The following is a 23,929-nucleotide window of genomic DNA, read 5'->3' as shown; positions in this document are numbered from 1 at the left end:
GTGGCTGCATCCGAGGAGTGGATGCAGCCATGTGCGCGCTTCGAAACGAAGAAGCGGTCCTCAGCTCGTCGGCGGCGTGTGCCAGATGCGGTCGATGTAGTCGCGGATCGAGCGGTCGGAGGAGAAGTAGCCGCAGCGGGCGACGTTGAGAATCGCAGCGCGGGACCACGCGTCCTGGTCGGCATAGGCGGCGTCCACGCGCTCCTGCGCCGACATGTAGGCGGCGAAGTCGGCGAGCACCATGAACCGGTCCTCGTACAGCAGGTTCGACACGATCGGCTCGAAGACCGAGCGGTCACCACCGGAGAAGGCGCCGGACGCGATGAGATCGATGGCGCGGCGCAGGTCGGCATCGGCCTGGTAGAACTCGCTCGGCCGGTAGCCGCGCGCCGAGAGCGCCTCGACGTCGGGCTCGGTCATGCCGAACAGGAAGAAGTTCTCGTCGCCGACGAGCTCGCGGATCTCGACGTTCGCGCCGTCGTCGGTGCCGATCGTGAGCGCGCCGTTGAGCGCGAACTTCATATTGCCGGTGCCCGAGGCCTCCTTGCCCGCCAGCGAGATCTGCTCGCTGAGGTCGGCGGCGGGGATCACGCTCTCCGCGAGCGTGACGTTGTAGTTCGGCGGGAACAGCACCTGCAGGCGGCCTTCGAGCCTCGGATCCGTGTTGACGACGGATCCGACCGCGTTGATGAGGTGGATGATCCGCTTGGCCATCGCGTAGCCGGGGGCGGCCTTCGCGCCGAACAGCGCGGTGCGCGGAGTGAGTTCGGCGAGCGGGATCCGCCCCGAGATGACCCCCTCGTACGAGCTCACGATGTGCAGCACCTTCAGCAGCTGCCGCTTGTACTCGTGCAGGCGCTTGACCATCACGTCCACGAGGTGCCCGTCGCCGACCGTCATCCCGTCCCGGGCCAGCAGCACATCGTTCAGGTGCCGTTTGTTGGCGACCTTCACCGCGGCGAACGCGGTGCGGAACCCGGGATCGTCGGCGAGGGGCTCGAGCTCGCGCAGCCGCTCCAGATCCGTGACCCAGCCGTCGCCGATCGCCTCGGTGATGAGCGAGGAGAGCCCGGGGTTCGCGAGCCGCAGGAAGCGGCGGGGCGTGACCCCGTTCGTGACGTTGGTGAACTTGTCCGGGAAGAACTCGGCGAATGCGGGCAGCACCTTGTCGCGCAGCAGTTGCGAGTGCAGCTCGGCGACCCCGTTCACGCGCGCGCCTGCCACGGTGGCGAGGTAGGCCATGCGCACGGAGCGCTCGGGGAACTCCGCGATGATCGACATGTTGCGGATCCGCATCTCGTCGTCGCCGAAACGGGCACGCACCGCGGCGAGGAACTCGTCGTTGATCCGGTAGATGATCTCGAGGTGCCGCGGCAGCAACCGGCCCAGCAGCTCGACGGACCAGACCTCGAGGGCCTCCGGCAGCAGGGTGTGACAGGTGTACGCGAAGCACTTCTGAGCGATGGTCCAGGCGTCGTCCCAGGGCATGCCGCGTTCGTCGACCAGCACGCGCAGCAGTTCGGGGACCGCGATCACCGGGTGCGTGTCGTTCAACTGGAAGATCACGCGATCGGGCAGGTGTGCGAGGTCGAAGTCCACCGGCAGGCGATCCAGGAAGTCGGCGATGGATGCGGCGACGAAGAAGTACTGCTGCTGCAGGCGCAGCTCCTTGCCCTGCGGAGTGGAGTCCTCGGGATAGAGCACCTTCGAGATGTTCTCCGCATAGGTCTGCGCCCGCACGGCCTGCTCGTAGTCGCCGGAGTTGAAGATGCGCAGATCGAACGCGTCGGTGGCGACCGCACTCCACAGCCGCAGGGTGTTCACGCGGCCGTTGTGGAAGCCCGGAACCATGTAGTTGTAGGGCACGGCGCGCACGGTCCAGGCCGGGATCCAGCGCGAACGGGGAGTGCCGTCGTCGTCATACGTCTCGGTATGCCCGCCGAAGGCGATCGTCTGCGCCTGCTCGGGGTGCGGGAACTCCCATGGCGAGCCGAGCGCGAGCCAGGCGTCGGGCTGCTCGACCTGCTGGCCGTCCTCGAAGGTCTGCCGGAAGATCCCGTACTCGTAGCGGATCCCGTATCCGGTGCTCGGTACGCCGAGGGTGGCGAGCGAGTCGACGAAGCAGGCGGCGAGGCGCCCGAGTCCGCCGTTGCCGAGCCCTGGCTCGATCTCGTGCGCGCGCAGTTCGTCGATGTCGATCCCGCACGCGGCCAGGGCCGCGGTCGCGACCTCGGACAGGCCGGTCGCGATCAGGTCGTTGTCGAGCTGGCGGCCGAGCAGGTATTCGGCGGAGAGGTAGCACACGCTCTTCGCCTGGCTCTCCCGCTGCCGGCGCTGATCCTCGAGCCAGCGCGCCATCAGGTAGTCGCGCACCGTGCAGGCGAGGGCGAGATATCGGTCGTTCACGCTGGATGCGGAGAGCGTCACGCCGCCGTCGAAGTTCAGGTTGTGCAGGAACTCCTCGACGAACCCGTCGACGGTGAGCGGCGGGGCGATCACCGGGGCGAGTGCGAGCGGGTGCGTGGCGTTGAGCGGGTGCGCGTCGGGGGTCACGGGATGAACGTACCCTGACCGACCCCGGTGCCGAGAAGGATCCCGCTTGACATTGACGCGACGTCAACTTCTACGGTGGTCATATCGACGACGGAAGGAGGATCCATGGCGCATCGGGACTGGTCGATCCAGGAGATCGCGCGGCTGACCGGCACCACGAGCCGCACCCTGCGGCACTACGACGACATCGGCCTGCTGCCGCCGACCCGGGTGGCCTCGAACGGCTACCGGCACTACGACCAGGGGGCGCTCCTGCGCCTGCAGCGCATCCTGCTCCTGCGCGAGCTGGGGCTGGGGCTGCCGGCGATCGCCCAGGTCGTCGGAGAGGGCGTGCCGGCATCCGACGGGGCCGGATCCGGTCGGTCGGCGAACGCCGCGATCGAGGTGGACGCCCTCGAGAAGCACCTCGCGCTGCTGCGCGCGGAGCAGACCAGGCTGGCGCGGCAGATCGCGTCGGTCGAGAACACCATCACCACCCTCAGAGAAGGAGGAGCACTCATGCCTGACGACATGTTCGACGGCTTCGACCACACCCAGTACAAGGACGAGGTCGAGACCCGCTGGGGTACGAAGGCCCACGCCGACAGCGACCGCTGGTGGCGCGGGCTGAGCGATGACGAGAAGGCCGCGTGGAAGCAGCGCGTCGCCGATCTCGGCGCCGACTGGATCGCGCTCGCCGAAGCGGGAGCGGATCCGGCATCGCCCGAGGCGCAGGACGTGGCGCGCCGCCACGTCGACTGGCTCACCGGCATCCCCGGCACGCCCGCCTACGGGGCCGCCGGCGACCGCAAGGCGTACGTCATCGGCCTCGGTGAGATGTACGTGGCGGATCCGCGCTTCGGCGCGAACTACGCCACCGGTGCGGACCGGTCCGCCGCCGCCGCGCAAGGAGCCACCGGCACCGCCGGCGCGGAGTTCGTCCGCGACGCCCTGCGCATCTACGCGGAGGCGAACCTGTAACCGGAACAGGATCCGGATCCGGAAGCGGCTCCGCGGTCGCGTCAAAGAAGGAAAACGCTGCTCGGAACCATGTCCGAGCAGCGTCTTCCTTCTCTGAGGAGGATGAGGCCTCGCCTGGAGATGGATTTCGGCGCTCCAGGGTCGTCCGGAGCGACGTCATCCATCTTTCGGCGTCAGCGCCTGGCCCGGGTCAGGGTCCCACGGCGGCCTCTCCGGCACCCGGGATAGGCTGGCACCACGATGGGCATCTCGCGGCGAACCCTGCTCGTCGGCGCCGGAGCCGGTGCCGTCGCGGTGGTGCTCGCGGCCTGCACGCCCGAGCCGCAGCCCACCAAGACCCCGACGACCGCCCCGCCCTCGCCGATGCCGAGCGTGCCGCCCGGCGCCGCACCGGAGCCGACGGCGTGGATGCGCAGCACCTGGTCGACGGACGCATATTCCCGCGGCGCGATGAGTTACCTGCCGGCCGGGGCGACGCCGCAGCTGCGCAAGGATCTCGCCGAGCCGATCGGTGACCGCGTCTTCCTCGCCGGTGAGACGACGGATCCGGATCATCCCGGAACCGTCCCGGGCGCGATCGACTCGGGGCAGCGGGCCGCGGCGCTGCTCGTCGACGCGTCCACGAGCGGCGAGCGCGTCGCCGTCGTCGGTGCGGGCGCCGCCGGAGCCGCCGCCGCCCGTGCGCTCACCGATGCAGGGCGCACCGTGACCGTGCTCGAGGCGCGCGAGCGCACCGGGGGACGGATCCATTCGATCGCGGACAAGAAGTGGCCGATCCCGGTGCAGCTGGGGGCGTGGCTGTCGGCGGGCGAAGAGGCGGGCACCCTGGGCGGTGAGCTGGCCGCCCAGGGCATCCACCGGCTGACGTTCGGCACGCCCACGGGCTGGTCGAAGGACGGCGCAGCGCCCGCCCTCGACGGCGGACCGCTGCGGCACGCGATCGAGCAGGCGGCGAACGCGCCGGCCGACGCGTCGATCGACGCGGCGCTCCGGGCCGCCGGCGCCGACCCGGCCGATCCGGCGCTCGCCGCGGCTCTCGCCTGGCTGCAGGCGACCACAGGTGCCGACGCGGAGAAGGCGTCGAGCTGGTTCCCGCCGACGTTCGTCCCCGACGGGCTCGTGGGCGCTGATGGAGATGTCGCCGCGCTCGTGAACACGCCGCTCGACGGCATCAAGGTCACGCTCGCCTCACCGGTGACGCGCATCGCCTACGACGACTCGGGGGTGAGCCTGCGCCTGGCCACCGGCGAGTCGCTGTCCTTCGATCGCGTGGTCGTCACGGTCCCGCTCGGGGTGCTGCAGCACGGGGCGATCGAGTTCGCCCCGCCGCTGCCGTTCACGCATCGTGGTGCGATCGCGGCGCTCGCCTCGGGATACGTGGAGACGGTGTGGGTGCAGTTCGACGAGGCGTTCTGGAAGGTCGATGCGGACCTCTGGCACGTCGTCGGGGGCGACGGCCCGATCCGCACCTGGCTGAACCTCCAGCCGGTCACCGGCCGGCCCGTGCTCGTGGGTCTCGTCGGCGGGCCAGAGGCCGAGGCCTTCGCGAAGCTCGGAGACGGCGACGCGGAGTCCGCCGTGCGCGAGTCGCTGCGATTCTTCGTCTCGGCGACGCCGACGCCGACGCCCTGAACTCAGGCCGGATCCGGGTCGTCCCCGTCCGCTTTCGGAGTGCCGCGCAGATCCGTCCGCGCCGTGGTGCGCAGCCGGCTCAGGGCGACCAGGGCGCTCGCGACCAGGGCGAAGATCGCCAGAGCGATGACGCAGGTGACGATCATCTCGGGCAGCCCCGACACCTGACGCGGATCCAGGAAGTAGTACGGATACCAGCCGACCAGGCCGCCGCGCCAGATCGTGAACACGCCCCAGGCGACGGGGTAGAGGAGCACGTACGGCACGATCTGCCAGGAGGCCGCGCGCCGGCCGGGGCCGAAGACCCAGGCGACGACGGTCCACGCCGGAAGCACGAAATGCAGCACCACGTCGGACCACGGCACCCAGATCGGGATGCCGTGCAGGCCCGCCTGCCACACGATCAGGGCGAACGCGAGACCGGCCGTGATGGTCCAGCTGAGCACGACCGCACGTGCGGTGGTGAGCCAGGCGGGATCCTCCGGCGTGCGCAGCGCGATGATCCCTGCGATCAGGGCGAGGACGGCGAACGCGATGTTCGACTCGATCGTGAGGTACGCGAGGAAGTTCTGGCCGGCGATGGTCTGCGAGCCCAGGCCCCAGAACAGGCGGTCCACGAGGGCGACTCCGCACACGGCCGCGGTGAGCAGACGCGACCAGCCGAAGGCGATCCTCATGGTCACGCGCGCATCGTCCTCCTCGGCCGGCTCGGCGGGGGCGGTCCCTCGGGCAGGGCCGCCGCCACCCGGCCGAGTCTACGGAACCGGCCTGGAAGCGGGGCGATCCGCGTGCCGTCGGACGAGCCCGCCGAGACGCAGGGTCTAGGCTGACGGGCGTGAACTCGCCCGTCCCCCTCCGCCTCGCGCTCGTCGTCGCGGGGGGCGTGGTCGGCACCGCCGCGCGCCTGGGACTCGGACTCGCCCTCCCCGTGCCGAGCGGTCACGGGCTGGCCGCCGTGCCGTGGGCCACGCTCATCGCGAACCTCGTCGGCGCCTTCCTCATCGGTGTGCTCGCCGCGCGGCTGCCCGGCTCGCATGCGGTGCGGGTGCTGCTGGGCACCGGCGTGCTCGGCGGGTTCACCACCTACAGCGCGTTCGCCGTCGGCACGGTGACGCTGTGGCATGCCCAGCCGTGGCTCGCTTCGGCGTACGCGATCGGCAGCGTCGCACTCGGCATCGGGGCCGCGGCCCTCGGTCTCGATCTCGGCCGGCCGGGCCGCTGGCGCGGGAGGCGCCCCCGCGCCTCGCACACGCAGGCGCGCGGATGACCCCGCTGGTCTTCCTGTACGCCGCGCTCGCCGGGGGTGTCGGAGCAGGTCTGCGCTACCTCGTCGATCTCGGCGTGGCTCGGCTCGTCGGCACGCGCTTCCCATGGGGCGTGCTGGTGATCAACGTGACCGGATCCTTCGTGCTCGGTGTCGTCAGCGGCGGGTTCCCCGGCGCAGCCTTCATCGTCGGCGCGGGCCTGCTCGGCGGCTACACCACGTTCAGCACGGCGATGCTCGACACGGTCGCGCTGTGGCGGGACGGATCCTCGCGCGCCGGCGCCTTCAACGCCGTCGGGATGCTGCTGCTCGGGATCCTCGCCGCTGTCGGCGGGCTCGCACTCGGCGCGGCTCTCGCCGCCTGAGCTCCGGCCACCCGGATACGCGCTGCCACGATCAGCACACGATGCGACGATCAGCACACGGATCCCGTCACCACGCGTGCGAATCGTTGCATGCTGTGCTGATCGTCGCACCGTGACGGACGTAGTCGCAGTCGTGGATTCAGTCGCTGCCGCCGCCGCAGCCCGCAGCCGCGGTTTCAGTCGCGCACGCGCACCGACAGGCAGGTGACGCAGCCCTCGAGCTTCTCGAACTCGGAGACGGGGGTCTCGATCACCGTGAGGCCGCGGTCGCGGAACAGCTGCGCGCTCTGCGGGGCGTCGGCCGACATGAGCACCGTGTTCTCGTCGAGCACGACGACGGCGGTGCCATGCTCCTCCGGGACGGCCAGGAACTCGGGGTAGATCGACGGGTCGTCGACGAGCGGGGGATAGCCGATCACGGTGCCGTCGGGCAGAGCAGTGACGCCGCTCTTCAGGTGCAGCACCTTGGTGACCTCGACCGGCACGACGGTCCAGCCGCGCGGGGCGAGCAGCGTATCCATCTGCCGGATGCCCTCGGCGTTCGTGCGCAGGGTCTGCCCGACGTAGACCGTGCGGCCGACCTTGAGCACGTCTCCGCCGTCGAGGGTGCCGGGCGCCTCGACCTCGGCGTAGTCGATGCCCGCCTTCTCGAGGGCCGCGCGAGTCGTGTCGATCTCGCCGCGCCGCGAGTCCGCGCCGGGCCGGGTGAGCAGCGCGATGTCGCCGAACATGACCACGGTGTCCTCGACGAACACGCCGTCGGCGTGCGCGTCGTCCGGATCGATGTCGATCACGTCCCAACCGCGGGATCGGTACACCTCGACGTATGCCTCCCACTGGCGCTGTGCGAGCTCGGGATCCACGGGGACCCGCTCGATGTGCGTGAGCTCGCCTTCGGCGAGGCGGGGCGAGGGGCGGCGGACGAGAAGACGGGACATCGTCCCAGACTAGACGCGGCGGTTCACCCGGCGGGGCCCGGTTTCACGGCCGGAGCGGTGACGGCTGCGGCAGATGCCAGAGGTATCCGGACTCGGTGGCAAGGGCGACCGCTTCCGCGGCCGATGATGCCCCGAGTTTGCGATACAGCGAACGCTGGTGGGTCTTGACCGTGTTGACCGAGCGGAAGAGGTCCCGTGCGATGTCCGGTCTGGTCATCCCGCGCGCCAGCCGGGTCAGCACTTCGAGCTCCGGCCGCGTGAGCGTCGGTTTCTCGAGCACGCCCGCCCGGTCGAAGGAGAAGCCCTCCGGCAGCAGCTCGGGGACGAGATCGGCGACCACCCCGAGGACACCCGGCGCCAGGGTGTCGAGCACCGAGATCTCGTAGGGGCTGCATCGACGCGCGCTGACCGGGAGCAGAGCAATCGTGGCGGACGCCCTTCCTGAGTCGCCGCTCAGATAGTGCGCGAGCGCCGAGACCAGGTATCGCTGCCGGTCGGCCTGCAGAAGCCCGGCCGTCGCGTCGGCCGCGGCCTCGAGGCTGTCCAGCGCGCGGCGAGGCGCGCCGGATCCGATGTCGATCAGCGCGCGCACCACGGTGGCTATCCAGTGATCCTCCTGGACGTCGCGGATCTCGGCCTGCGCCCGGGGGAGGTCGCCGTTCAGGAGCGAGTCCAGCGCGAGCATGAGGGGCAGCGTCGAGCCGATGAGCCCTGTGCCATCTCGTCCGAACCCGGCGTTCGCCATCGCCTCCATGCGAGAGCGCGCCGCATCGCGACGGCCCGTGATGGAGCCCCATGCGTGCAGGGCGATCACCGCGAACGGCCACAGCTCACCCAGATCCGAATACGTCAGGGTCAGCAGAGCGGAGAAGGCCTCGTCGAGATCCTCCGACGCGACCATGATCTCGACCAGCCGCTGATCGCCATCCAGCCGGCTCTCCACCCAGCTCGTGGTGCGCGGCACCTCTGCGGACTGCTGCAGATGGGATCGAGCGACACAGGTATTGCCGTAGTGCTGGTGGATGAGCGCTGCCCGCAGGTGCGCTCTGCGGGCGAAGAACTCCATATCGCCCGTCCGCGGTGCTGCGGCCAGCTCCTCGAACAGGGCCAGCGCGTCCCGCAGACGTCCGGCGAGGAGCGCCGACTCCGCGGTCTGCATCAGAACGAACGCCAGAGCGGGGTCGGTGGGGCCGATGCCGGTGCGGGAAGCTCCGGCGACGTTCTCGCGAAGGCTCGAGAGCAGCTCGAACGCACCGACAGGATCCCCGGCGACCCGTCGCCGTGCTGCCTCGAAGATCGACGCGCGGCGGTGATGATTCGCCGGCACCGGTCCGCGCCGACGCGGCATCCGGAAGGTCGCGTCGTCCGGCGCCAGGGCGCGCGAGAGAAGAGAGACCGTGGGGCTCAGGTGATGCGCCTCAGGAGAGAGCCGGTCCAGGAGCGTCCGGAGCTGGTAGGGCGGCAGCGAGTACCAGAGCTCGATCGGCCAGATCTCCACGAGCGCGGCGGCGTCCGCATCTCGGCTCGACAACACCGCATCGATGAACCGCTCCCCGATATCCACGCTCGTCCCCACGAATCCCCCGCGCCGGCACCCGGCCGGCAGGTGCATGCGCCTGCATGCTTCAACCATCTGCCACGCTACGGGTTCACATGCTCCGGCGCTCACCCGGGTGGGTGAGTGAGGGGGTGATTCTGCGCCGGATGACGCGACTGGCGCTCTCGCGGGGGTGAACGTGGTGAGTGCGGACGGCGCACCCGAGCGCCGTCCGCTCGCGCCTGGGGCTGCGCGTCCGCATGCCCGCGCGCAATCGCATCCATGCCCGCGCCGCACCTCCGTGCGCCCGCGGGCCACGTCATCAGGGGAGAGAACCATGTCCGAGCAGAACACCGAGGCCCGCAGTACGTTGAGCCGCCGCACCGTCATCAAGGGAGCAGCCTGGAGCATCCCCGTGATCGCGGCGGTCACGGCGGTGCCCCTCGCGGCCGCGTCGACGAACGGTGCCGCCGACGACGTGGTGACCTGCGGGAGCGCTGCGGCCGGCGACAACGGCAGCTACACGGTCGACGGCGAGCGCGTCATCGTCAGCTACGACAGCGCCCCTGACATCTACGAGCTCAACGCCCATTTCGTCGACGGCACCTCGGCCTCGTATGGCACCAACTACGCCACCGCTCCCGCGCAGGGCTCACGCCGGTGGAGTGTGGAGACCGGCAAGCGGGTGTCCTGGGTGCAGGTGCACTCCTTCAACACGCACTATCAGAACGGCGTCTGCCAGTAGCCCGCGGCCGGGATCCCGGCGCTGCAGGGTGCCGGGATCCTGTGACGGGAGCGAGACATCGGCGCTCTAGACTCTGGCCTGTACGCCGGATCCCGCCCCGGAGTACGAAGGGGGACCCGTGTCGAAGCTCGCCGTCCTGAGCCTGCGCAACCGCGCCCTGATCGCGCTCATCACGATCGTGGCCGCCGTGTTCGGCGGCCTCGCGCTCACGAACCTGAAGCAGGAGCTGATCCCGTCGATCGAGTTCCCGCAGCTCGCGATCGTCGCCAGCTACCCCGGCGCCTCGCCCGAGGTCGTCGAGCACGACGTGTCGACCCCGATCGAGACGGCGATCCAGGGCGTCCCTGGCCTCGATACCTCGACCGCCACGAGCACGACGAACTCCTCCGTGATCCAGGCGTCCTTCGCCTACGGGACCAACCTCGCGACGGCCGAGCAGAAGATCAACCAGGCGATCGGTCGGATCAAGTCCCAGCTGCCCGATGGCGTGGATCCGCAGGTCATCACGGCGTCGATCGACGACTTCCCCGTGATCCAGGTCGCGGTCACCGGCTTCTCCAACGCCGAGGCGGCGCAGCAGCGCCTCACGAACACGATCATCCCGAAGATCGAGCGGCTCAAGGGCGTGAACGCGGCGTCGCTCGTCGGCGGGCAGGGCAAGCGGCTCACGATCACCCCCGACACCACCGCCCTGCTTGGGGCGGGGCTGACCTCGAGCGCGATCAAGGACGCGCTGCAGCAGAACGGCACWCTGTTCCCGGGCGGRTCCATCACSGAGRACGASAACACSCTCACCGTSCAGACCGGTGAGAAGCTCACCAGCGTCGAGCAGGTGCAGGCGATCCCCTTGGTCGGCGCGGCGACGCCCGGCGTCACCGTCGGATCCGTCGCAAAGGTCTCGATCGACGGGAATCCGGTCACCTCGCTCTCCCGGGTCGACGGCAAGACCGCCCTCACGATCGCGGTCACGAAGCTGCCCTCGGCCAACACGGTGGACGTGTCGAAGGCCGTCACCGCCCTCATCCCCGAGCTCAAGAAGGACCTGCCCGGGGCGACCTTCACGACCGTGTTCGATCAGGCGCCGTTCATCCAGCAGTCGATCGAGTCGCTCGCCCAGGAGGGTCTGCTCGGGCTCGTCTTCGCCGTGCTGGTGATCCTGATCTTCCTGCTCTCCGTGCGCTCGACGCTCGTCACCGCGATCTCGATCCCGACCAGCGTGCTCATCACGTTCATCGGCATACAGGCGTTCGGCTACTCGCTCAACATCCTCACACTCGGCGCGCTCACGATCGCGATCGGCCGCGTAGTAGACGACTCGATCGTCGTGATCGAGAACATCAAGCGGCATTATGTGCAGGGCGCCGACAAGAAGACCGCGATCCTGAGCGCGGTGCGCGAGGTGGCGACGGCGGTCACCGCCTCGACCATCACCACGGTCGCCGTGTTCCTTCCGATCGCGTTCGTCGGCGACATGACCGGCGAGCTGTTCCGGCCGTTCGCGCTCACCGTGACGATCGCGATGGCGGCGTCGCTGCTCGTCGCTCTCACCATCGTGCCGGTGCTGGCCTACTGGTTCCTGCGCCCGGGCAAGCCGCTGCTCGGCGCAGACGGCCATGCGATCGACCCCGAGCATGAGGACGCCCCGCCGACTCGCCTGCAGAAGGCGTACCTGCCGATCCTGCGCTGGACGCTGAAGCACTCCTGGATCACCGTGCTGCTCGCCGTCGTCGTGCTCGTCGGCACCCTCGCCGCGGCTCCCCTCATGAAGGTCAACTTCCTCGGATCCAGCGGGCAGAACACCTTTCGCATGACGCAGTCGCTGGGCCAGGCGCCCAGCCTCGACGCCGAGGACAAGGCGGCGCAGAAGGTCGAGGAGGCGATCAAGGACATCCACGGCATCAAGACCGTGCAGGTCTCGATCGGTTCGAGCGGATCCGCCCTGCGGGATGCCTTCTCCGGCGGCGGATCCGGCATCACCTACTCGATCACGACCGATCCGTCGGCGGACCAGGACACTGTGCAGGCCGATGTCCGCGCGGCTGTGAAGAAGCTCGACGGCGTCGGCGACATCACGATCGCCGCGTCGGAGGGTTTCGGATCCAGTGACATCCAGGTGAAGATCACCGCGCCGGACGAGAAGACTCTGACGAGTGCGGCCGACGCGCTCGTGAAGGAGCTCAAGGGCTCGGCGGGCGTGAACCAGGTCTCCAGCAACCTCTCCGCATCGCTGCCGTACATCTCCGTGCAGGTCGACCGCGCGGATGCCGCGAAGGCGGGACTCAGCGAGGTCGCGGTCGGCGGCATCGTCTCGCAGGCGATGCGTCCGCAGCAGATCGGATCCGTGGAGATCGACGGATCCTCGCTCACCGTCTACCTGCAGAGTGCGAACCCGCCGACCACGGTCGACGCGCTCAAGGCGCTGACCATCCCGAGCCGGACAGGGCTCCTCCGCCTGGACCAGATCGCGACGGTGCAGCAGAGCGAGAGCCCGGCGTCGGTCACGACTCAGCGCGGGCAGCGCACCGCGACCGTCTCGGTCACCCCGAAGGGCAACGACCTCGCGAGCGCCTCGGCATCCGTGTCGAAGGCGATCACCAACGCCAAGCTGCCCTCCGGAGCGGACGCGTCCCTCGGCGGCGTGGTCACGCAGCAGCAGGATGCGTTCGGTCAGCTCGGGCTCGCGATGCTCGCAGCGATCCTCATCGTCTACATCGTGATGGTCGCGACGTTCAAGTCGCTGCGTCAGCCGATCCTGCTGCTGAGCTCGGTGCCGTTCGCGGCGACCGGTGCGATCCTGCTGCAGATCGCCACCGGCGTGCCGCTCGGCGTCGCCTCCCTCATCGGCGTGCTCATGCTCATCGGCATCGTGGTGACCAACGCGATCGTGCTCGTGGACCTCGTGAACCAGTATCGCGAGAAGGGCATGAACGCGCACGACGCGACCATCGCGGGCGGGTCCCGGCGTCTGCGCCCGATCCTGATGACCGCGCTCGCCACGATCTGCGCGCTCACCCCGATGGCGCTCGGGATCACTGGCCACGGCGGATTCATCTCGCAGCCGCTCGCGATCGTCGTGATCGGCGGCCTGGTGTCGTCGACGGTTCTGACCCTGCTGGTGCTGCCCACGCTGTACAACCTCGTCGAGGGGGCCAGGGAGCGCCGGGCGGCCAAGCGTGCGGCGAAGGCCGGCGGGTCGCAGGGTGGCACGGACACGTCGGATCCGGATGCCCCCACGGTGCCGGAAGCGCCGTCGGGCGACGGGTCTTCGACGGCAGCGGAACGGGGGAGCGATCCGGTCGCCATCATGGACGCGGCATCGAACGAAGCACCCGCCGAGGAGAGTTCTGCCGGGGCTGCGGAGGTGGCTCCGTCGGAACCTCCGACCTCGACCTCGCAGCTGTCCGCCATCGCGGCGGCCTACGTCGAGGGTGCCGAGTCTCCCGCGCATCACCCGACCAGGCGCGAGCTGCGCGAGCACGGCCTGTCGGACGCTTGAGCCCGCAGCGCCGGGCGCGACCTCAGCCGAGCTCGTGCTCGTGGATCGCGGTCGTCAGGGACGTGCCGTTCAGATCGAGGTAGAGCGTGCGCTCGGTGACGGTCATCGTGACCGTGTTGCGGCGCTCGAGCAGCGGCACCGCGGACTCGATGAAGCCCGGGTCGAAGCTGTAGACGCGGATGTGCTCGGAGCGGTGGATCCGCTTGCCCTCCCAGGGCGCCATGACCTTGGCCGGGTCGCGGTGCGTGTACACGACGGTGCGCTCGGCCAGGCGGCTTCCGTAATGCAGGCGCTCGGCGTCGGGCGCGCCTACCTCGATCCAGCCGGTGATGCGCCCGGTCAGATCGCGCACGACGACGGCGGGCTCCTCGGTGGAGGAGAGCCCCTCGCTGAAGGCGATCCCCTCGGTGAACTCCAGCCCGTAGGCGAGCAGCCGGGTCAGCATGTACGCGTCGGTCTCGGAGGGGTGCCGCGCCACGCGCAGCGAGTAGTCCTCGTAGACGCCGCGGTCGGTGTCCGCCAGCTGCACGTCGAACGTGTGGATCGTCGCCCCGATAGCCATAGACGTCCCACCTTACGCGGCCGGGCTCAGGGGGCTCCCTCGACGGCGCGTCCGAGGGCTGCGGCCACGGCGTAGAAGATCGAGTCCGCGGGGGTGATCCCGGCGGCCCCCACGGGATGATCGCCGTTGACCTCGACGACCACCGTCGTGTCCGTGCGGGTGTCGTAGTACAGCGCCGTGTTGTATCCGGGCACCTGTCCGTTGTGACCGAGCCAGCCCTGCACGCAGTTCAGCCCGATGCCGTATCCCGCCGGGGTGGGGAAGGAGGAAAGACGCGCGATCTGCGCATCCCGGGGGAGCAGGTCCTGTCTGGTGCCGAGGGCGCGGCCGTACACGAGCAGGTCGTCGACGGTGCTGACGATCTCGCCGGAGGCGCCCGCCTGGGACACGTTCCATGCGGTGGAGTCCCGTGTCGGCGCGTTTCCGCTGATGGCGTCGTCGACGATTCCGAGGCTGGTGTATCCGTGCGCGTGCGGCTCGGGCAGGACGGCGGAGGCCAGCGGGTACGAGGTGTGGGTCAGCCGGAGCGGATCGAGGATCCTCCGCTGAAGCTCCTCGGCGAGAGGGTGCCCGGTGATCTTCTCGATGACCTCCCCGAGCAGCACGGTGTTGGTGTTGGAGTAGTGGAACTCGGCGCCGGGTGCCGAGGTGCGCGGCATCGCGAACGCCGTCGCCAGCCGCTGATCGACTGTCCAGATGATGCTGTAGTCGGTCAGGTACAGCTTCATGAACTCGAGATCGTCGGTGTAGTTGGCGATGCCGCTGGTCATGTTCGCCAGCTCGAGGATCGTGATCTCGGATCCGTGCGGCACATTCGGCACGTAGTCGCTGATCGGATCGCTCAAAGACAGCTTCTTCTGCGAGACCAGCTGCATGATCACCGTGGTCGTGAACGTCTTCGTCACCGATCCGATGCGGTGGTAGACGTCGGGGGTCAGGGGTTCCTTCGTCGTCAGGTCCGAGACGCCGTAGGCGCTGACCCAGGTGCCCTGCGGGGAGCGCACCGCGACGACCGCGCCGGGCGCAGCCGTCGCGGCGAACGCCGCAGCGGCCGCGGCGTCGAGCGACGTGGACTGCGCCGACGGCAGCTTCCCGGTGGCCGCGGCGACTTGCGTACGGTCGATCACTGATCCGGGATCCGGGACGCACGCCGAGGGATCGACCGCAGGTGAAGACGGTGGACGGGTGGAGGGCGATGGCGTCGTCCCGTTCGCGGTGCACCCGGTCACGGTGAGCAGGGCGCCCACCAGCACCGCCAGGAGAGCTGCGCGCCCGTGATGGTGGAGTCGTGGTGCCCTGGCGTGCAGGTGCTGCGCGTCGATCATGGGAGAGACCGCCCCTCATCGCTGAGAGCGGTGCCCCAGCGCTGCCCTCTGAGCACACTGTAGGGGGTGCGCGCGGGCTGCGTCGATGGCGGAATGCCATGGTTCCCGGCGGATCGACCCACCGTGTCGTGCTCGGACCGGACGGGCCTCGCACGACTTCGGTGGCGCGGGGCGGGTCGTCCCGGCCCGTATCAGCGGTGGTCGCCGTGCCCGCCCAGCTGGGCCAGCAGGTGGTCCAGGATCGGATCCAGCACCGCGAGGCCGTCGCGCACGCCACCGCGCGAGCCGGGGAGGTTCATCACGACGGTGCGCCCCGCGACTCCGGCGACTCCGCGGGTGAGCAGGGCCATCGGGGTCGCAGCGAGGCCGCGGCGACGCAGCTCCTCCATGAGGCCGGGGATCTCCCGGTCGAGCAGCGCGGCGGTCGCCTCGGGCGTGCGGTCGTCGGGGGAGAGCCCGGTGCCGCCCGTCGTGAGCAGCAGATCGGGGGTATCGGCGAGCGCGGCCGCGAGCGCGTCCGCCACGGAGGCGTCGGCGACGACGACCGGATCGCCGACCGCGAACCCGCGTTCGGCCAGCCACGAGCGGATGATCGGCCCGGTCTCGTCGGCGTACACGCCCGCGGAGGCTCGCGTCGACACCACGAGCACGGTCGCGGATCGGGCGGAGGACGATGTCGCGGTCACTCCGCGGTCCAGTCGCCGCTCTTGCCGCCGGACTTCGCGAGCACGCGGATGTCGCCGATCACGGCGTGCTTGTCGACGGCCTTGATCATGTCGTAGAGGGTGAGCGCTGCCACGCTCGCGGCCGTGAGCGCCTCCATCTCGACCCCGGTGACACCCTTCGTGACGGCCGTGGCGATGATGCGCACCCGGTCGCCCTCCGGCACGAGGTCGATCTCGACCCGGCTCAGCGGCAGCGGGTGGCAGAGCGGGATGAGCGTGGAGGTCTGCTTCGCGCCCATGATCCCGGCGATGCGCGCGGTGCCGAGCGCCTCGCCCTTGGGCAGAGTGCCGTCGGCGATCTTCGCGACCACGTCGGCGCGGGTCTGCACCACGGCCTGTGCCCGCGCCTCACGGCGCGTGACCGCCTTGTCGGTCACGTCCACCATGTGCGCGGATCCGTCGGCCCGCAGATGGGTCAGATCGCTCATGCTCGTCTCCTCCGGCTCTTGTCTTCCTGCCACGGCCCCAGATCACCGAGCTTGTCACGTTTCGCCGACGGATCCGCCGGAAATCTCGGCCAGACGGGGCATCGTCGGCGATTCGGGACCCGATCCGCGGGTCCAGAGGGGCAGGCGTCCCGGGGCGCGGGCGGTGGAACGGATTCGCCGGACTCAGCCGCCGGCGAACGGCGGCAGGATGTCGACGGTCTCGCCGAGAGGACGGGAGTCGTCGCGGCTGACCTTGCCGTCGACGAGGAACGAACCGGAGCGCAGCACCTTCGCCATCGGSTCRCCGTASCGCCCGAGCAGCTCCGCACGCAGGGCGCCCACCGTCGACAGGGCGTCCGGACCGTCGACGATCAGCTGCTCCTGATCGCGCCCGGCGGCCTCGGCGGCCGCGGCGAAGTACCGCACGGTGATGGTGGCCATGTCCTCAATCTAACCCGTATCGCGGAAGTTGGCATCCGCATCATGGAAAACAGACGGTTTCGCGAGACGTTCTCCGCGTACACTCGATCCTATGATCGCGCTCGTCGAGCCGGGGCCGGAACTGCCGCCCGAACACATCGTCCGGTACAGCCGTCAGCTCATGCTGCCCGGCTTCGGCGAGACCGCGCAGCGGCGTCTGCGCGCGGCTCGGGTGCTCGTGATCGGCGCGGGCGGTCTCGGCAGCGCCCTCGTCCCCGCGCTCGCCGGCAGCGGGGTCGGCACGATCGGCGTCATCGACGACGACGTCGTGGAGCTGTCCAATCTGCATCGCCAGCTCAGCCACGGCATCGACGACATCGGCCGGTCCAAGGTCGGCTCGCTCGCCGACACCGTGCGCGACATCGATCCCGGCATCCTGGTGCGTCCGTATCGTGAACGCGCGACCGCCGAGACGCTGCCCGGGATCCTCGCCGAGTACGACCTCCTCATCGATGGCAGTGACAACTTCCCGACCCGCTACCTCGCGGACGACGCCGCGCGCCTCGCCGGCAAGCCGCTGGTGTGGGGATCCATCCTGCGATTCCAGGGACAGGTCGGCGTCTCTGTGCCCGAGGTCGGCTTCCGCGACCTGTTCCCCGTGCCGCCGGCCGCGGACGAGGTGCTGTCGTGCGAGCTCGGCGGAGTGCTCGCGAGCCTGTGCACCGCGATCGGATCSTTCATGGCGACCGAGGTCGTGAAGCTCATCACGGGCATCGGCGAGCCCCTGGTCGGCCGCGTGCTGTTCTACGACGCGCTCACCGCGCGAACCCGCGAGATCGGATTCGAGCGCGCCGAGGATGCTCCGGCCGTCACTGGGCTCATCGACTACGAGCTGTTCTGCGGCACCGGCCYGGCCGAGGACGCCTCGGCGCTGTCCGCCGCCGAGGTGCTGCGGCTGCAGCGTGAGGACGGAGTGCGGCTGCTCGACGTGCGGGAGCCGCACGAGACTCTGCTGCGGGGGATCCCCGGCGCCGGCACACTGCCGCTCGGCGCGCTCGAGGACGGTGCCGCGATCCCCGCGAACCTCGAATCGGGCGACGGGCCGCTCGTCGTGTTCTGCGAGAAGGATCCGCGCTCACGTCGAGCAGTGCGGGTACTGCGCGAGCGCGGCGTCGAGGCGCGCTATCTCGTGGGCGGGATCGGGGCATTCGCCGCCGTGGGCGGAGCGACGGAAGGAGCGGACGCATGAGCGAGCGCGCGATCATCAGCGACGAGCCGCTGGACGAGGCGAGCATCAGGGCAGCAGTCGGCGATGCGGCGCACGGAGCCACGGTGATGTTCTGCGGCGTCGTGCGCGACCACGACGGCGGGCAGGCGGTGCGCTCCCTGGACTACCGCGCGCACCCCGACGCCGAGCGGTTCCTCGAGGAGATCGTGGAGCGCGTGACCGCGGAGACCGGACTGCTCGTCGCGGCCGCTCACCGGGTTGGCGACCTGAGGATCGGCGATGTCGCCCTGTTCGCCGCGGCGTCGGCAGGGCACCGCAAGGAGGCGTTCGAGGCGTGCGAGCGCCTGGTCGAGGAGATCAAGCGCGGCGTGCCCATCTGGAAGCGCCAGCACTACGCCGACGGCGTCTCGGAGTGGGTCGGGCTCTGACGCAACGCGGTCGTTGAGCGAGCGAAGCGAGACGAAACGCGGAGATTCAGATCTCGAGCTCAGCCCCCGATGTAGCTCATCTCGATGCGATGGCGGTCGGCGCGCAGCTCGGGGGTGAGGCTCGATCGGATCTCGGAGTAGCGGTCGTCGCGCACGCCCCAGATCTGCGCGAGCGCGGCCGTGAGCTCGGCGTCGTCCACGCCGCCGCGCAGCAGTGCGCGCAGGTCATGCCCCTCGGTCGCGAACAGGCAGGTGAACAGGCGCCCCTCGGTGGAGAGACGGGCGCGGTTGCAGGTGCCGCAGAAGGCGTTCGTGACGGAGGAGATGACGCCGATCTCGCCGGATCCGTCGACATAGCGCCAGCGCTTCGCAGTCTCGCCGGTCGAGGCTGGTGCGATGGCTTCGAGCGGGAAGCGCGCATCGATGGTCGACACGATCTCGGCCGAGGGGACCACCTCGTCCAGGCTCCAGCCGTTGGTGGCGCCGACGTCCATGTACTCGATGAAGCGCAGCACGTGACCGGTGCCGCGGAAGTGCTCGGCCAAGCTCAGGATCTCGCTGTCGTTGAGACCCCGTTTGACCACCGTGTTGAGCTTCACGGGCATGCCGGCGGCCTGCGCCGCATCGATGCCCTGCAGCACGCGGGCGACGGGGAACTCCACATCGTTCATCCGCCGGAACAACTGATCGTCCAGGGAGTCGATCGACACGGTGACGCGGTCGACGCCCGCCGCCTTGAGAGCCTCCGCCTTGACGGCGAGAGCGGATCCGTTCGTCGTGAGCGCGATCTCGGGCTTGGTCCCGTCGAGGGTGCGCAGAGCCGCGAGCCGTGCGACCAGATCTTCGATCCCGCGGCGCAGCAGCGGCTCGCCGCCGGTGAGCCGCAGTTTGCGGACGCCGTTCGCGAGCGCGGCCCGGGCGATCCGCTCGATTTCCTCGAAACTGAGCAGTTCATGCCGTTCCAGGAATGCATAGTCGCGGCCGAACACCTCGCGCGGCATGCAATAGACGCAGCGGAAGTTGCACCGGTCTGTGACCGAGATCCGCAGGTCGCGCAAGGGACGATCGCGGAGGTCGAGGACGCCGGACGACGGCAGCCGCCGAGCACCGCTGCGCGCCGGAGCGGCATCGGTCTCGCGTGTTCGCGGCGCGGTCGGCATCGGTCTGTCCCCTTTCGATGGGCAACCGTAGCACCGCCGTGGCTGTGCAGGATCCGGAAAGCGATGACTGCTCCCTGGTCGCGAATTGCGGTTCTGGCGCGGGCGGAGTCGCAATCTGCGACCAGTGAGGTGGAACGTCGTCGCTCAACGCCCGCTGCGGCGCTGCGCTCAGGAACCCGCGCGGACCGAGACGTCGGACTCGTCGATGTGGAATGCGAGGCGCTGTCCGGGGTGCAGCCCGAGCGTCACAGCGTGCGTGGAGGGGCAGTCGACGGCGACATCGGGGTGCTCGGCGGTGTGCAGGCGGATCCCGCCGGGGATGGGGTCGAGCTGCGTGACCCGCCCGGTCCAGCGGTTCGGTTCGGTGGCGGATCCGACGTCGCCGAGCGCCTCGAGCGAATCCATGCGCACCGAGCCCGGCGCGAACACGACGCTGCCGGCCTCGCCGACGCCCAGGGCATCGCCGTGCCCGCGCAGCACCAGGCCGCCCGCGTGCACGAGGCCATCGTCCGCGCCGAGCGCCTCGAGGCGGTTCACGCCGGCGAGCGCGGCCACGAACTCCGAACGCGGGTGTCCCAGCACCTCGGCGGTGCTGCCGCCCTGCACCACGGACCCGTCGTGCATCACGAGCGTGCGTGCGGCGAGGATCAGCGCGTCCATCGGATCATGCGTGACCAGCACGATGGGAAGCGCGGGGTTCTCGCCCTGCTGCGCGGCGACGAGCCGCCGCGCCTGCGCGGCCGACGGCGCGTCGAGGGCGGCGAACGGCTCGTCCAGCAGCAGGGCATCGGGCTCGGAGGCGAGCGCGCGCGCGATCGCGGCGCGCTGCTGCTGCCCGCCGGAGAGCTCTGCGGGGCGGCGCGCGGCGAGGCCGCCCAGTCCCACTTCCTCCAGTCGCTGCTCGGCGCGACGTCGGGCCTCGGCCCGCGGCACTCCCTGTGCGCGAGGCCCGAATGCGACGTTCTCGCGCACGGACAGATGCGGGAACAGCAGCGGGCGCTGTCCGAGCAGCGCGATGCGGCGCCGCGAGGGCGGCACATGGATCCCGCGCGCCGCGCCGGGACCGGCCGGTGCGTCGAGCACGCGGTCGCCGACGACGACGGACCCGGCGGCCGGGAGGAGGCCGGCGATCGCGTTCAGCAGCGTCGACTTGCCGGATCCGTTCGGCCCGATCACCGCGAGGATCTCGCCCGGCTGCGCCTCGAAGGCCGCGGACATCGCGAATCCGCCGCGGCAGGTGTGCAGGTCGACCCTCATCGCACGGCCCCCGCCCGCCAGCCGCGCACCAGCACGAGCACCGCGAGGGCGACGAGGATCAGCAGCAGCGACAGTGCGATCGCGGTGTCCTCCTCGACCCCGGCCCCGTTGAAGGCCGTGTAGATCGCGAGCGGCATCGTGCGGGTGACCCCGGCGGCGTTGCCCGCGAACAGCGCGGTCGCGCCGAACTCTCCGAGCGCCCGCGCGAAGCACAAGACCGTGCCTGCGACGAGCCCGGGAGACGCGAGCGGCAGGGTCACCCGGCGGAAGACCGTGAACCGGCTCGCCCCTAGCCCCGCCGCGACCCGCTCGTGCTCGGTGCCGATCGCCCGCAGCGCGCCCTCGATCGAGATCACCAGGAACGGCAGGGCCACGAAGGTCTGCGCGATGGCCACGGCCGCCGTCGTGAACGGGATCCTGATGCCGGCGACGGCGAGCGCGCCGCCGAGTAGGCCGTTGCGCCCGAGCAGGGCGAGCAGCGCGATGCCTCCGACGAGCGGGGGCAGCACGAGCGGCAGCGTGGTCAGCGTGCGCAGCACCGAGGCCAGCCATCCGGGGCTGCGGGCCATGGCGACCGCGAGCGGCACCCCGAGGATCGCGCAGATCACGGTCGCGATCGCGGCCGTGGCCAGGGAGAGCCCGAGCGCCTGCAGCGCCGCGGGCGAGGTGATCGCCGCCGGGACCGTCGCCCAGTCCAGGCGCACCAGCAGCGCGATGAACGGCAGCACCAGCAGCAGCACCGCGATGTTCGCCGGGATCAGCAGCCAGGTGGGCAGGTGCTCTCCGCCCTGGCGCGGGGCAGGCGCGGGGGGCACAGGCGCGGCATCCGGGGTCGGGGCGTCGCCGCGCGCGGCCGCCGTCATCGACGACAGGGCCGCGCGCGGTTCCCTCCGGCCCCCCGTTCTCATGCGCCGCCGAACCCCAGATCCTTGAGGATCTTCTGCCCCTTGTCCGACAGCACGAAGGCCTGGAACGCTGCCGCGGCATCCGCGTTCTTCGAGCCCTTCAGCACCGTGATCGGGTAGGTGTTGGTCGCCTTGTCGGCGCCGGCGATCGCGATGCCGGTCACTGCGGAGCCCGCGGCCCTGACATCGGTCGTGTAGACCAGGCCGGCGTCGGCCTCGCCGGCCTTGACCTTGGCCAGCACCGCGGTCACGTTCTGCTCCTCGCTGGCGGGCGTCACGGTCACGCCCGCCGTGTCGAGGAGCGTCTTCGCGGCGTTGCCGCAGGGCACCGCGGGCGCGCACAGCACGAGCTTGAGACCGGGGTCCGCGAGCGAGGCGAGATCCTTCACCTTCAGCGGGTTGCCGGGGGCGACGGCGATCTGCAGCACGTTCGTGGTGAACACCGGTGCGCCACCGGCGAGACCGGCCTGGGTGACCTTGTCCATGTTCTTCTGATCGGCCGAGGCGAACACGTCGACCGGCGCGCCCTCGATGATCTGCGTCGCGAGCGTCGAGGATCCGTCGTAGGTGATCGGGTTGACGTGCACCTTCGGGTTGTCGGCTTCGAAGGCGGTGGTGATCTGGTCGAACGCCTTGCTGAGCGAGGCCGCGGCGAACACGGTCAGCTCGCCGCTCGCGGTGGAGGCGGCCGCGGTGCTGGTCGGCGTCGGCGTCGCGGCGGGCGAGGAGCCCGAGCATGCGGTCAGGGCGAGCGCCGCGGCGACGGCCGTGGCGACGACCGCGGACAGGCGGAACGGCAAGGAGCGGGTCATTCGGGATCAGGCCCTTTCGGCTTCGATGATCATCATGGTGGCCTTGGTGACGGCGACGGCCTTGCTGCCGACCTCGAGYCCGAGCTCGGTSGCGGCCTCGGCGCTCATGAGCGACACGATGCGGTGCGGACCGCTCTGCAGTTCGATCTGCGCCATGAGCCCCTCCACGCGCACGGCGGTGACGAGGCCCACGAAGCGGTTGCGCGCGCTGCGCAGCACGTTGTCGCCGGGATCCGGCTCGCCGGCCAGCGCCTGTGCTCGTTCGGCGAGCTCCGCACCCGGCACGATCTGGTGTCCGGAATCGTCCTTGGAGACGGTGAGGATCCCCTCGGCCGCCCAGCGGCGGATGGTGTCGTCGCTGACGTCGAGAAGGCGCGCTGCCTCACTGATCCGAAAATGCGTCATGGAAGGGATGATAGTGCCGCGAATGCGGAAGCGAAACCATGTTTACCGCGATACGGAATGTGAGTTCCAAAAAACCATGGACGCGGCGGAGGATCGCTGTTATCGTCATTCCAGCCCGAGGCCGCAACAGCCGTCTCGGGCGGGATGACAACCTAGCGGTTCGACGTACTTATCTCGAGGAAGGGCCCGACGACGGGCTCGACCGGAAGCCGTATCACTGCGACGACAGCAAGGAAGCTCTCCATGAACAGCACCCCTGTGCCTTCTCACGGCACTGTGCCTCCGTCCRCTGCGCCGGCGACGCCCGCCGAGTATCTCGCTCAGGCCGTCGCCCTTGCCACGGACAACGTCCGCAACGCCGGAGGTCCGTTCGGCGCCCTCATCGTCTCTGCCGACGGCAGGGTGTTCGAGGGCGTCAACCGGGTCACCGCGAACCTCGATCCTTCGGCGCACGCCGAAGTGACCGCGATCCGCAACGCGTGTCAGCAGCTCGGCACGTTCGACCTCGCAGGCTGCACCCTCTACACGAGCTGCGAGCCGTGCCCGATGTGCCTGGCCACGTCGCTCTGGGCGCGCGTGGACCGCGTGTACTTCGCGGCGAACCGCGACGACGCCGCCGATGCCGGTTTCGACGACGCGGTGTTCTACCGCTATTTCGAGGGCGGGCCCGAGGACAAGGCCCTCATGCCCGTCTCCGACATCGCTCTGCCGGCTGAGGAGCGCGTCGCGCCCTTCACCGAGTGGAGCCGCACCACCACCCGTATCGAGTACTGACCCGACCCGA

Annotated in this window: 23 protein-coding genes; 9 read left to right on the top strand and 14 right to left on the bottom strand. The window is 70.2% G+C overall.

The window, feature by feature from the left end:
• Positions 1–60: 60 nt before the first annotated feature.
• The gene (locus AC1DMN_RS08795; RefSeq protein ID WP_477229757.1) at positions 61–2,553 is read right to left on the bottom strand and encodes a glycogen/starch/alpha-glucan phosphorylase; all 2,493 of its coding nucleotides are present in this window, start codon (positions 2,551–2,553) and stop codon (positions 61–63) included.
• Positions 2,554–2,658: 105 nt separating this feature from the next.
• Between AC1DMN_RS08795 and AC1DMN_RS08790 the strand changes: the two genes are divergently transcribed.
• Positions 2,659–3,513 (top strand): MerR family transcriptional regulator, encoded by an 855-nt coding sequence (locus tag AC1DMN_RS08790; protein ID WP_477229756.1) that lies wholly within the window; start codon positions 2,659–2,661, stop codon positions 3,511–3,513.
• Between the two features lie 240 nt (positions 3,514–3,753).
• A complete protein-coding gene (locus tag AC1DMN_RS08785; RefSeq protein ID WP_440733097.1) occupies positions 3,754–5,145 on the top strand; it encodes a flavin monoamine oxidase family protein in 1,392 nt (463 codons plus the stop codon).
• Between the two features lie 2 nt (positions 5,146–5,147).
• Here the strand turns inward: AC1DMN_RS08785 and AC1DMN_RS08780 are convergent, their stop codons facing one another.
• The gene (locus AC1DMN_RS08780; protein WP_441977537.1) at positions 5,148–5,822 is read right to left on the bottom strand and encodes a Pr6Pr family membrane protein; all 675 of its coding nucleotides are present in this window, start codon (positions 5,820–5,822) and stop codon (positions 5,148–5,150) included.
• A gap of 158 nt (positions 5,823–5,980) precedes the next feature.
• Between AC1DMN_RS08780 and AC1DMN_RS08775 the strand changes: the two genes are divergently transcribed.
• Positions 5,981–6,412 (top strand): fluoride efflux transporter FluC, encoded by a 432-nt coding sequence (locus tag AC1DMN_RS08775; protein WP_441977365.1) that lies wholly within the window; start codon positions 5,981–5,983, stop codon positions 6,410–6,412.
• Complete coding sequence (locus tag AC1DMN_RS08770; protein WP_477229755.1) at positions 6,409–6,774, top strand: fluoride efflux transporter FluC; 366 nt, start codon at positions 6,409–6,411, stop codon at positions 6,772–6,774. Before AC1DMN_RS08775 ends, AC1DMN_RS08770 begins: the two co-directional genes overlap by 4 nt.
• Before the next feature lie 176 nt (positions 6,775–6,950).
• Here the strand turns inward: AC1DMN_RS08770 and ddaH are convergent, their stop codons facing one another.
• The gene (ddaH, locus tag AC1DMN_RS08765) at positions 6,951–7,712 is read right to left on the bottom strand and encodes a dimethylargininase (RefSeq protein ID WP_440733100.1); all 762 of its coding nucleotides are present in this window, start codon (positions 7,710–7,712) and stop codon (positions 6,951–6,953) included.
• Between the two features lie 43 nt (positions 7,713–7,755).
• Complete coding sequence (locus tag AC1DMN_RS08760) at positions 7,756–9,276, bottom strand: helix-turn-helix transcriptional regulator (RefSeq protein ID WP_477229754.1); 1,521 nt, start codon at positions 9,274–9,276, stop codon at positions 7,756–7,758.
• A 310-nt stretch (positions 9,277–9,586) separates the two neighbouring features.
• On the opposite strand from AC1DMN_RS08760, the gene AC1DMN_RS08755 reads away from it, so the two are divergent.
• Entirely contained in the window at positions 9,587–9,994 is a 408-nt protein-coding gene (locus tag AC1DMN_RS08755; RefSeq protein ID WP_440733102.1) for a hypothetical protein, read from the top strand.
• A gap of 118 nt (positions 9,995–10,112) precedes the next feature.
• On the top strand, positions 10,113–13,490 hold the full coding sequence (locus AC1DMN_RS08750; RefSeq protein WP_477384108.1) for an efflux RND transporter permease subunit: 3,378 nt from the start codon (positions 10,113–10,115) through the stop codon (positions 13,488–13,490).
• A gap of 22 nt (positions 13,491–13,512) precedes the next feature.
• Here AC1DMN_RS08750 and AC1DMN_RS08745 read toward each other — a convergent pair whose 3' ends face one another.
• From AC1DMN_RS08745 to AC1DMN_RS08725, 5 genes are all read right to left on the bottom strand, one after another.
• A complete protein-coding gene (locus AC1DMN_RS08745; RefSeq protein WP_477229752.1) occupies positions 13,513–14,052 on the bottom strand; it encodes a YaeQ family protein in 540 nt (179 codons plus the stop codon).
• A gap of 26 nt (positions 14,053–14,078) precedes the next feature.
• Positions 14,079–15,179, bottom strand: coding sequence for a serine hydrolase domain-containing protein (locus tag AC1DMN_RS08740; protein WP_477229751.1), 1,101 nt, complete (start codon positions 15,177–15,179; stop codon positions 14,079–14,081).
• A gap of 389 nt (positions 15,180–15,568) precedes the next feature.
• A complete protein-coding gene (locus AC1DMN_RS08735) occupies positions 15,569–16,063 on the bottom strand; it encodes a MogA/MoaB family molybdenum cofactor biosynthesis protein (RefSeq protein WP_477229750.1) in 495 nt (164 codons plus the stop codon).
• Positions 16,060–16,530, bottom strand: coding sequence for a cyclic pyranopterin monophosphate synthase MoaC (gene moaC / locus AC1DMN_RS08730; protein WP_477229749.1), 471 nt, complete (start codon positions 16,528–16,530; stop codon positions 16,060–16,062). The genes AC1DMN_RS08735 and moaC overlap by 4 nt, the downstream gene beginning before the upstream one ends.
• A gap of 183 nt (positions 16,531–16,713) precedes the next feature.
• Positions 16,714–16,971, bottom strand: coding sequence for a MoaD/ThiS family protein (locus tag AC1DMN_RS08725; protein ID WP_477384106.1), 258 nt, complete (start codon positions 16,969–16,971; stop codon positions 16,714–16,716).
• Between the two features lie 91 nt (positions 16,972–17,062).
• Between AC1DMN_RS08725 and AC1DMN_RS08720 the strand changes: the two genes are divergently transcribed.
• Positions 17,063–18,199 (top strand): ThiF family adenylyltransferase, encoded by a 1,137-nt coding sequence (locus AC1DMN_RS08720; RefSeq protein ID WP_477384104.1) that lies wholly within the window; start codon positions 17,063–17,065, stop codon positions 18,197–18,199.
• The gene (locus tag AC1DMN_RS08715) at positions 18,196–18,606 is read left to right on the top strand and encodes a molybdenum cofactor biosynthesis protein MoaE (RefSeq protein WP_441977355.1); all 411 of its coding nucleotides are present in this window, start codon (positions 18,196–18,198) and stop codon (positions 18,604–18,606) included. Before AC1DMN_RS08720 ends, AC1DMN_RS08715 begins: the two co-directional genes overlap by 4 nt.
• A 59-nt stretch (positions 18,607–18,665) precedes the next feature.
• Here the strand turns inward: AC1DMN_RS08715 and moaA are convergent, their stop codons facing one another.
• From moaA to AC1DMN_RS08690, 5 genes are all read right to left on the bottom strand, one after another.
• Positions 18,666–19,766 (bottom strand): GTP 3',8-cyclase MoaA, encoded by a 1,101-nt coding sequence (moaA, locus tag AC1DMN_RS08710; protein WP_477229747.1) that lies wholly within the window; start codon positions 19,764–19,766, stop codon positions 18,666–18,668.
• 168 nt (positions 19,767–19,934) lie between these two features.
• Positions 19,935–20,984: an ABC transporter ATP-binding protein gene (locus AC1DMN_RS08705; RefSeq protein WP_441977353.1), complete on the bottom strand. Its 1,050-nt coding sequence runs from the start codon at positions 20,982–20,984 to the stop codon at positions 19,935–19,937.
• A gap of 35 nt (positions 20,985–21,019) precedes the next feature.
• Positions 21,020–21,838 carry an ABC transporter permease gene (locus AC1DMN_RS08700; protein WP_477229746.1) on the bottom strand — a complete coding sequence of 273 codons (819 nt, stop codon included), beginning with the start codon at positions 21,836–21,838 and terminating at the stop codon, positions 21,020–21,022.
• Positions 21,839–21,927: 89 nt separating this feature from the next.
• Positions 21,928–22,740, bottom strand: coding sequence for a molybdate ABC transporter substrate-binding protein (modA, locus tag AC1DMN_RS08695; protein WP_441977351.1), 813 nt, complete (start codon positions 22,738–22,740; stop codon positions 21,928–21,930).
• A 6-nt stretch (positions 22,741–22,746) separates the two neighbouring features.
• Positions 22,747–23,145 carry a TOBE domain-containing protein gene (locus AC1DMN_RS08690; RefSeq protein ID WP_440733114.1) on the bottom strand — a complete coding sequence of 133 codons (399 nt, stop codon included), beginning with the start codon at positions 23,143–23,145 and terminating at the stop codon, positions 22,747–22,749.
• Between the two features lie 243 nt (positions 23,146–23,388).
• Between AC1DMN_RS08690 and AC1DMN_RS08685 the strand changes: the two genes are divergently transcribed.
• Positions 23,389–23,919 (top strand): nucleoside deaminase, encoded by a 531-nt coding sequence (locus AC1DMN_RS08685; RefSeq protein ID WP_477384102.1) that lies wholly within the window; start codon positions 23,389–23,391, stop codon positions 23,917–23,919.
• The last annotated feature ends 10 nt before the right edge of the window (positions 23,920–23,929 follow it).

Source organism: Microbacterium sp. 01T413_2 (assembly GCF_056398985.1).
The sequence above is the reverse complement of the archived record's forward strand: the minus strand, read 5'-3'. Positions and strand labels throughout refer to the sequence as shown.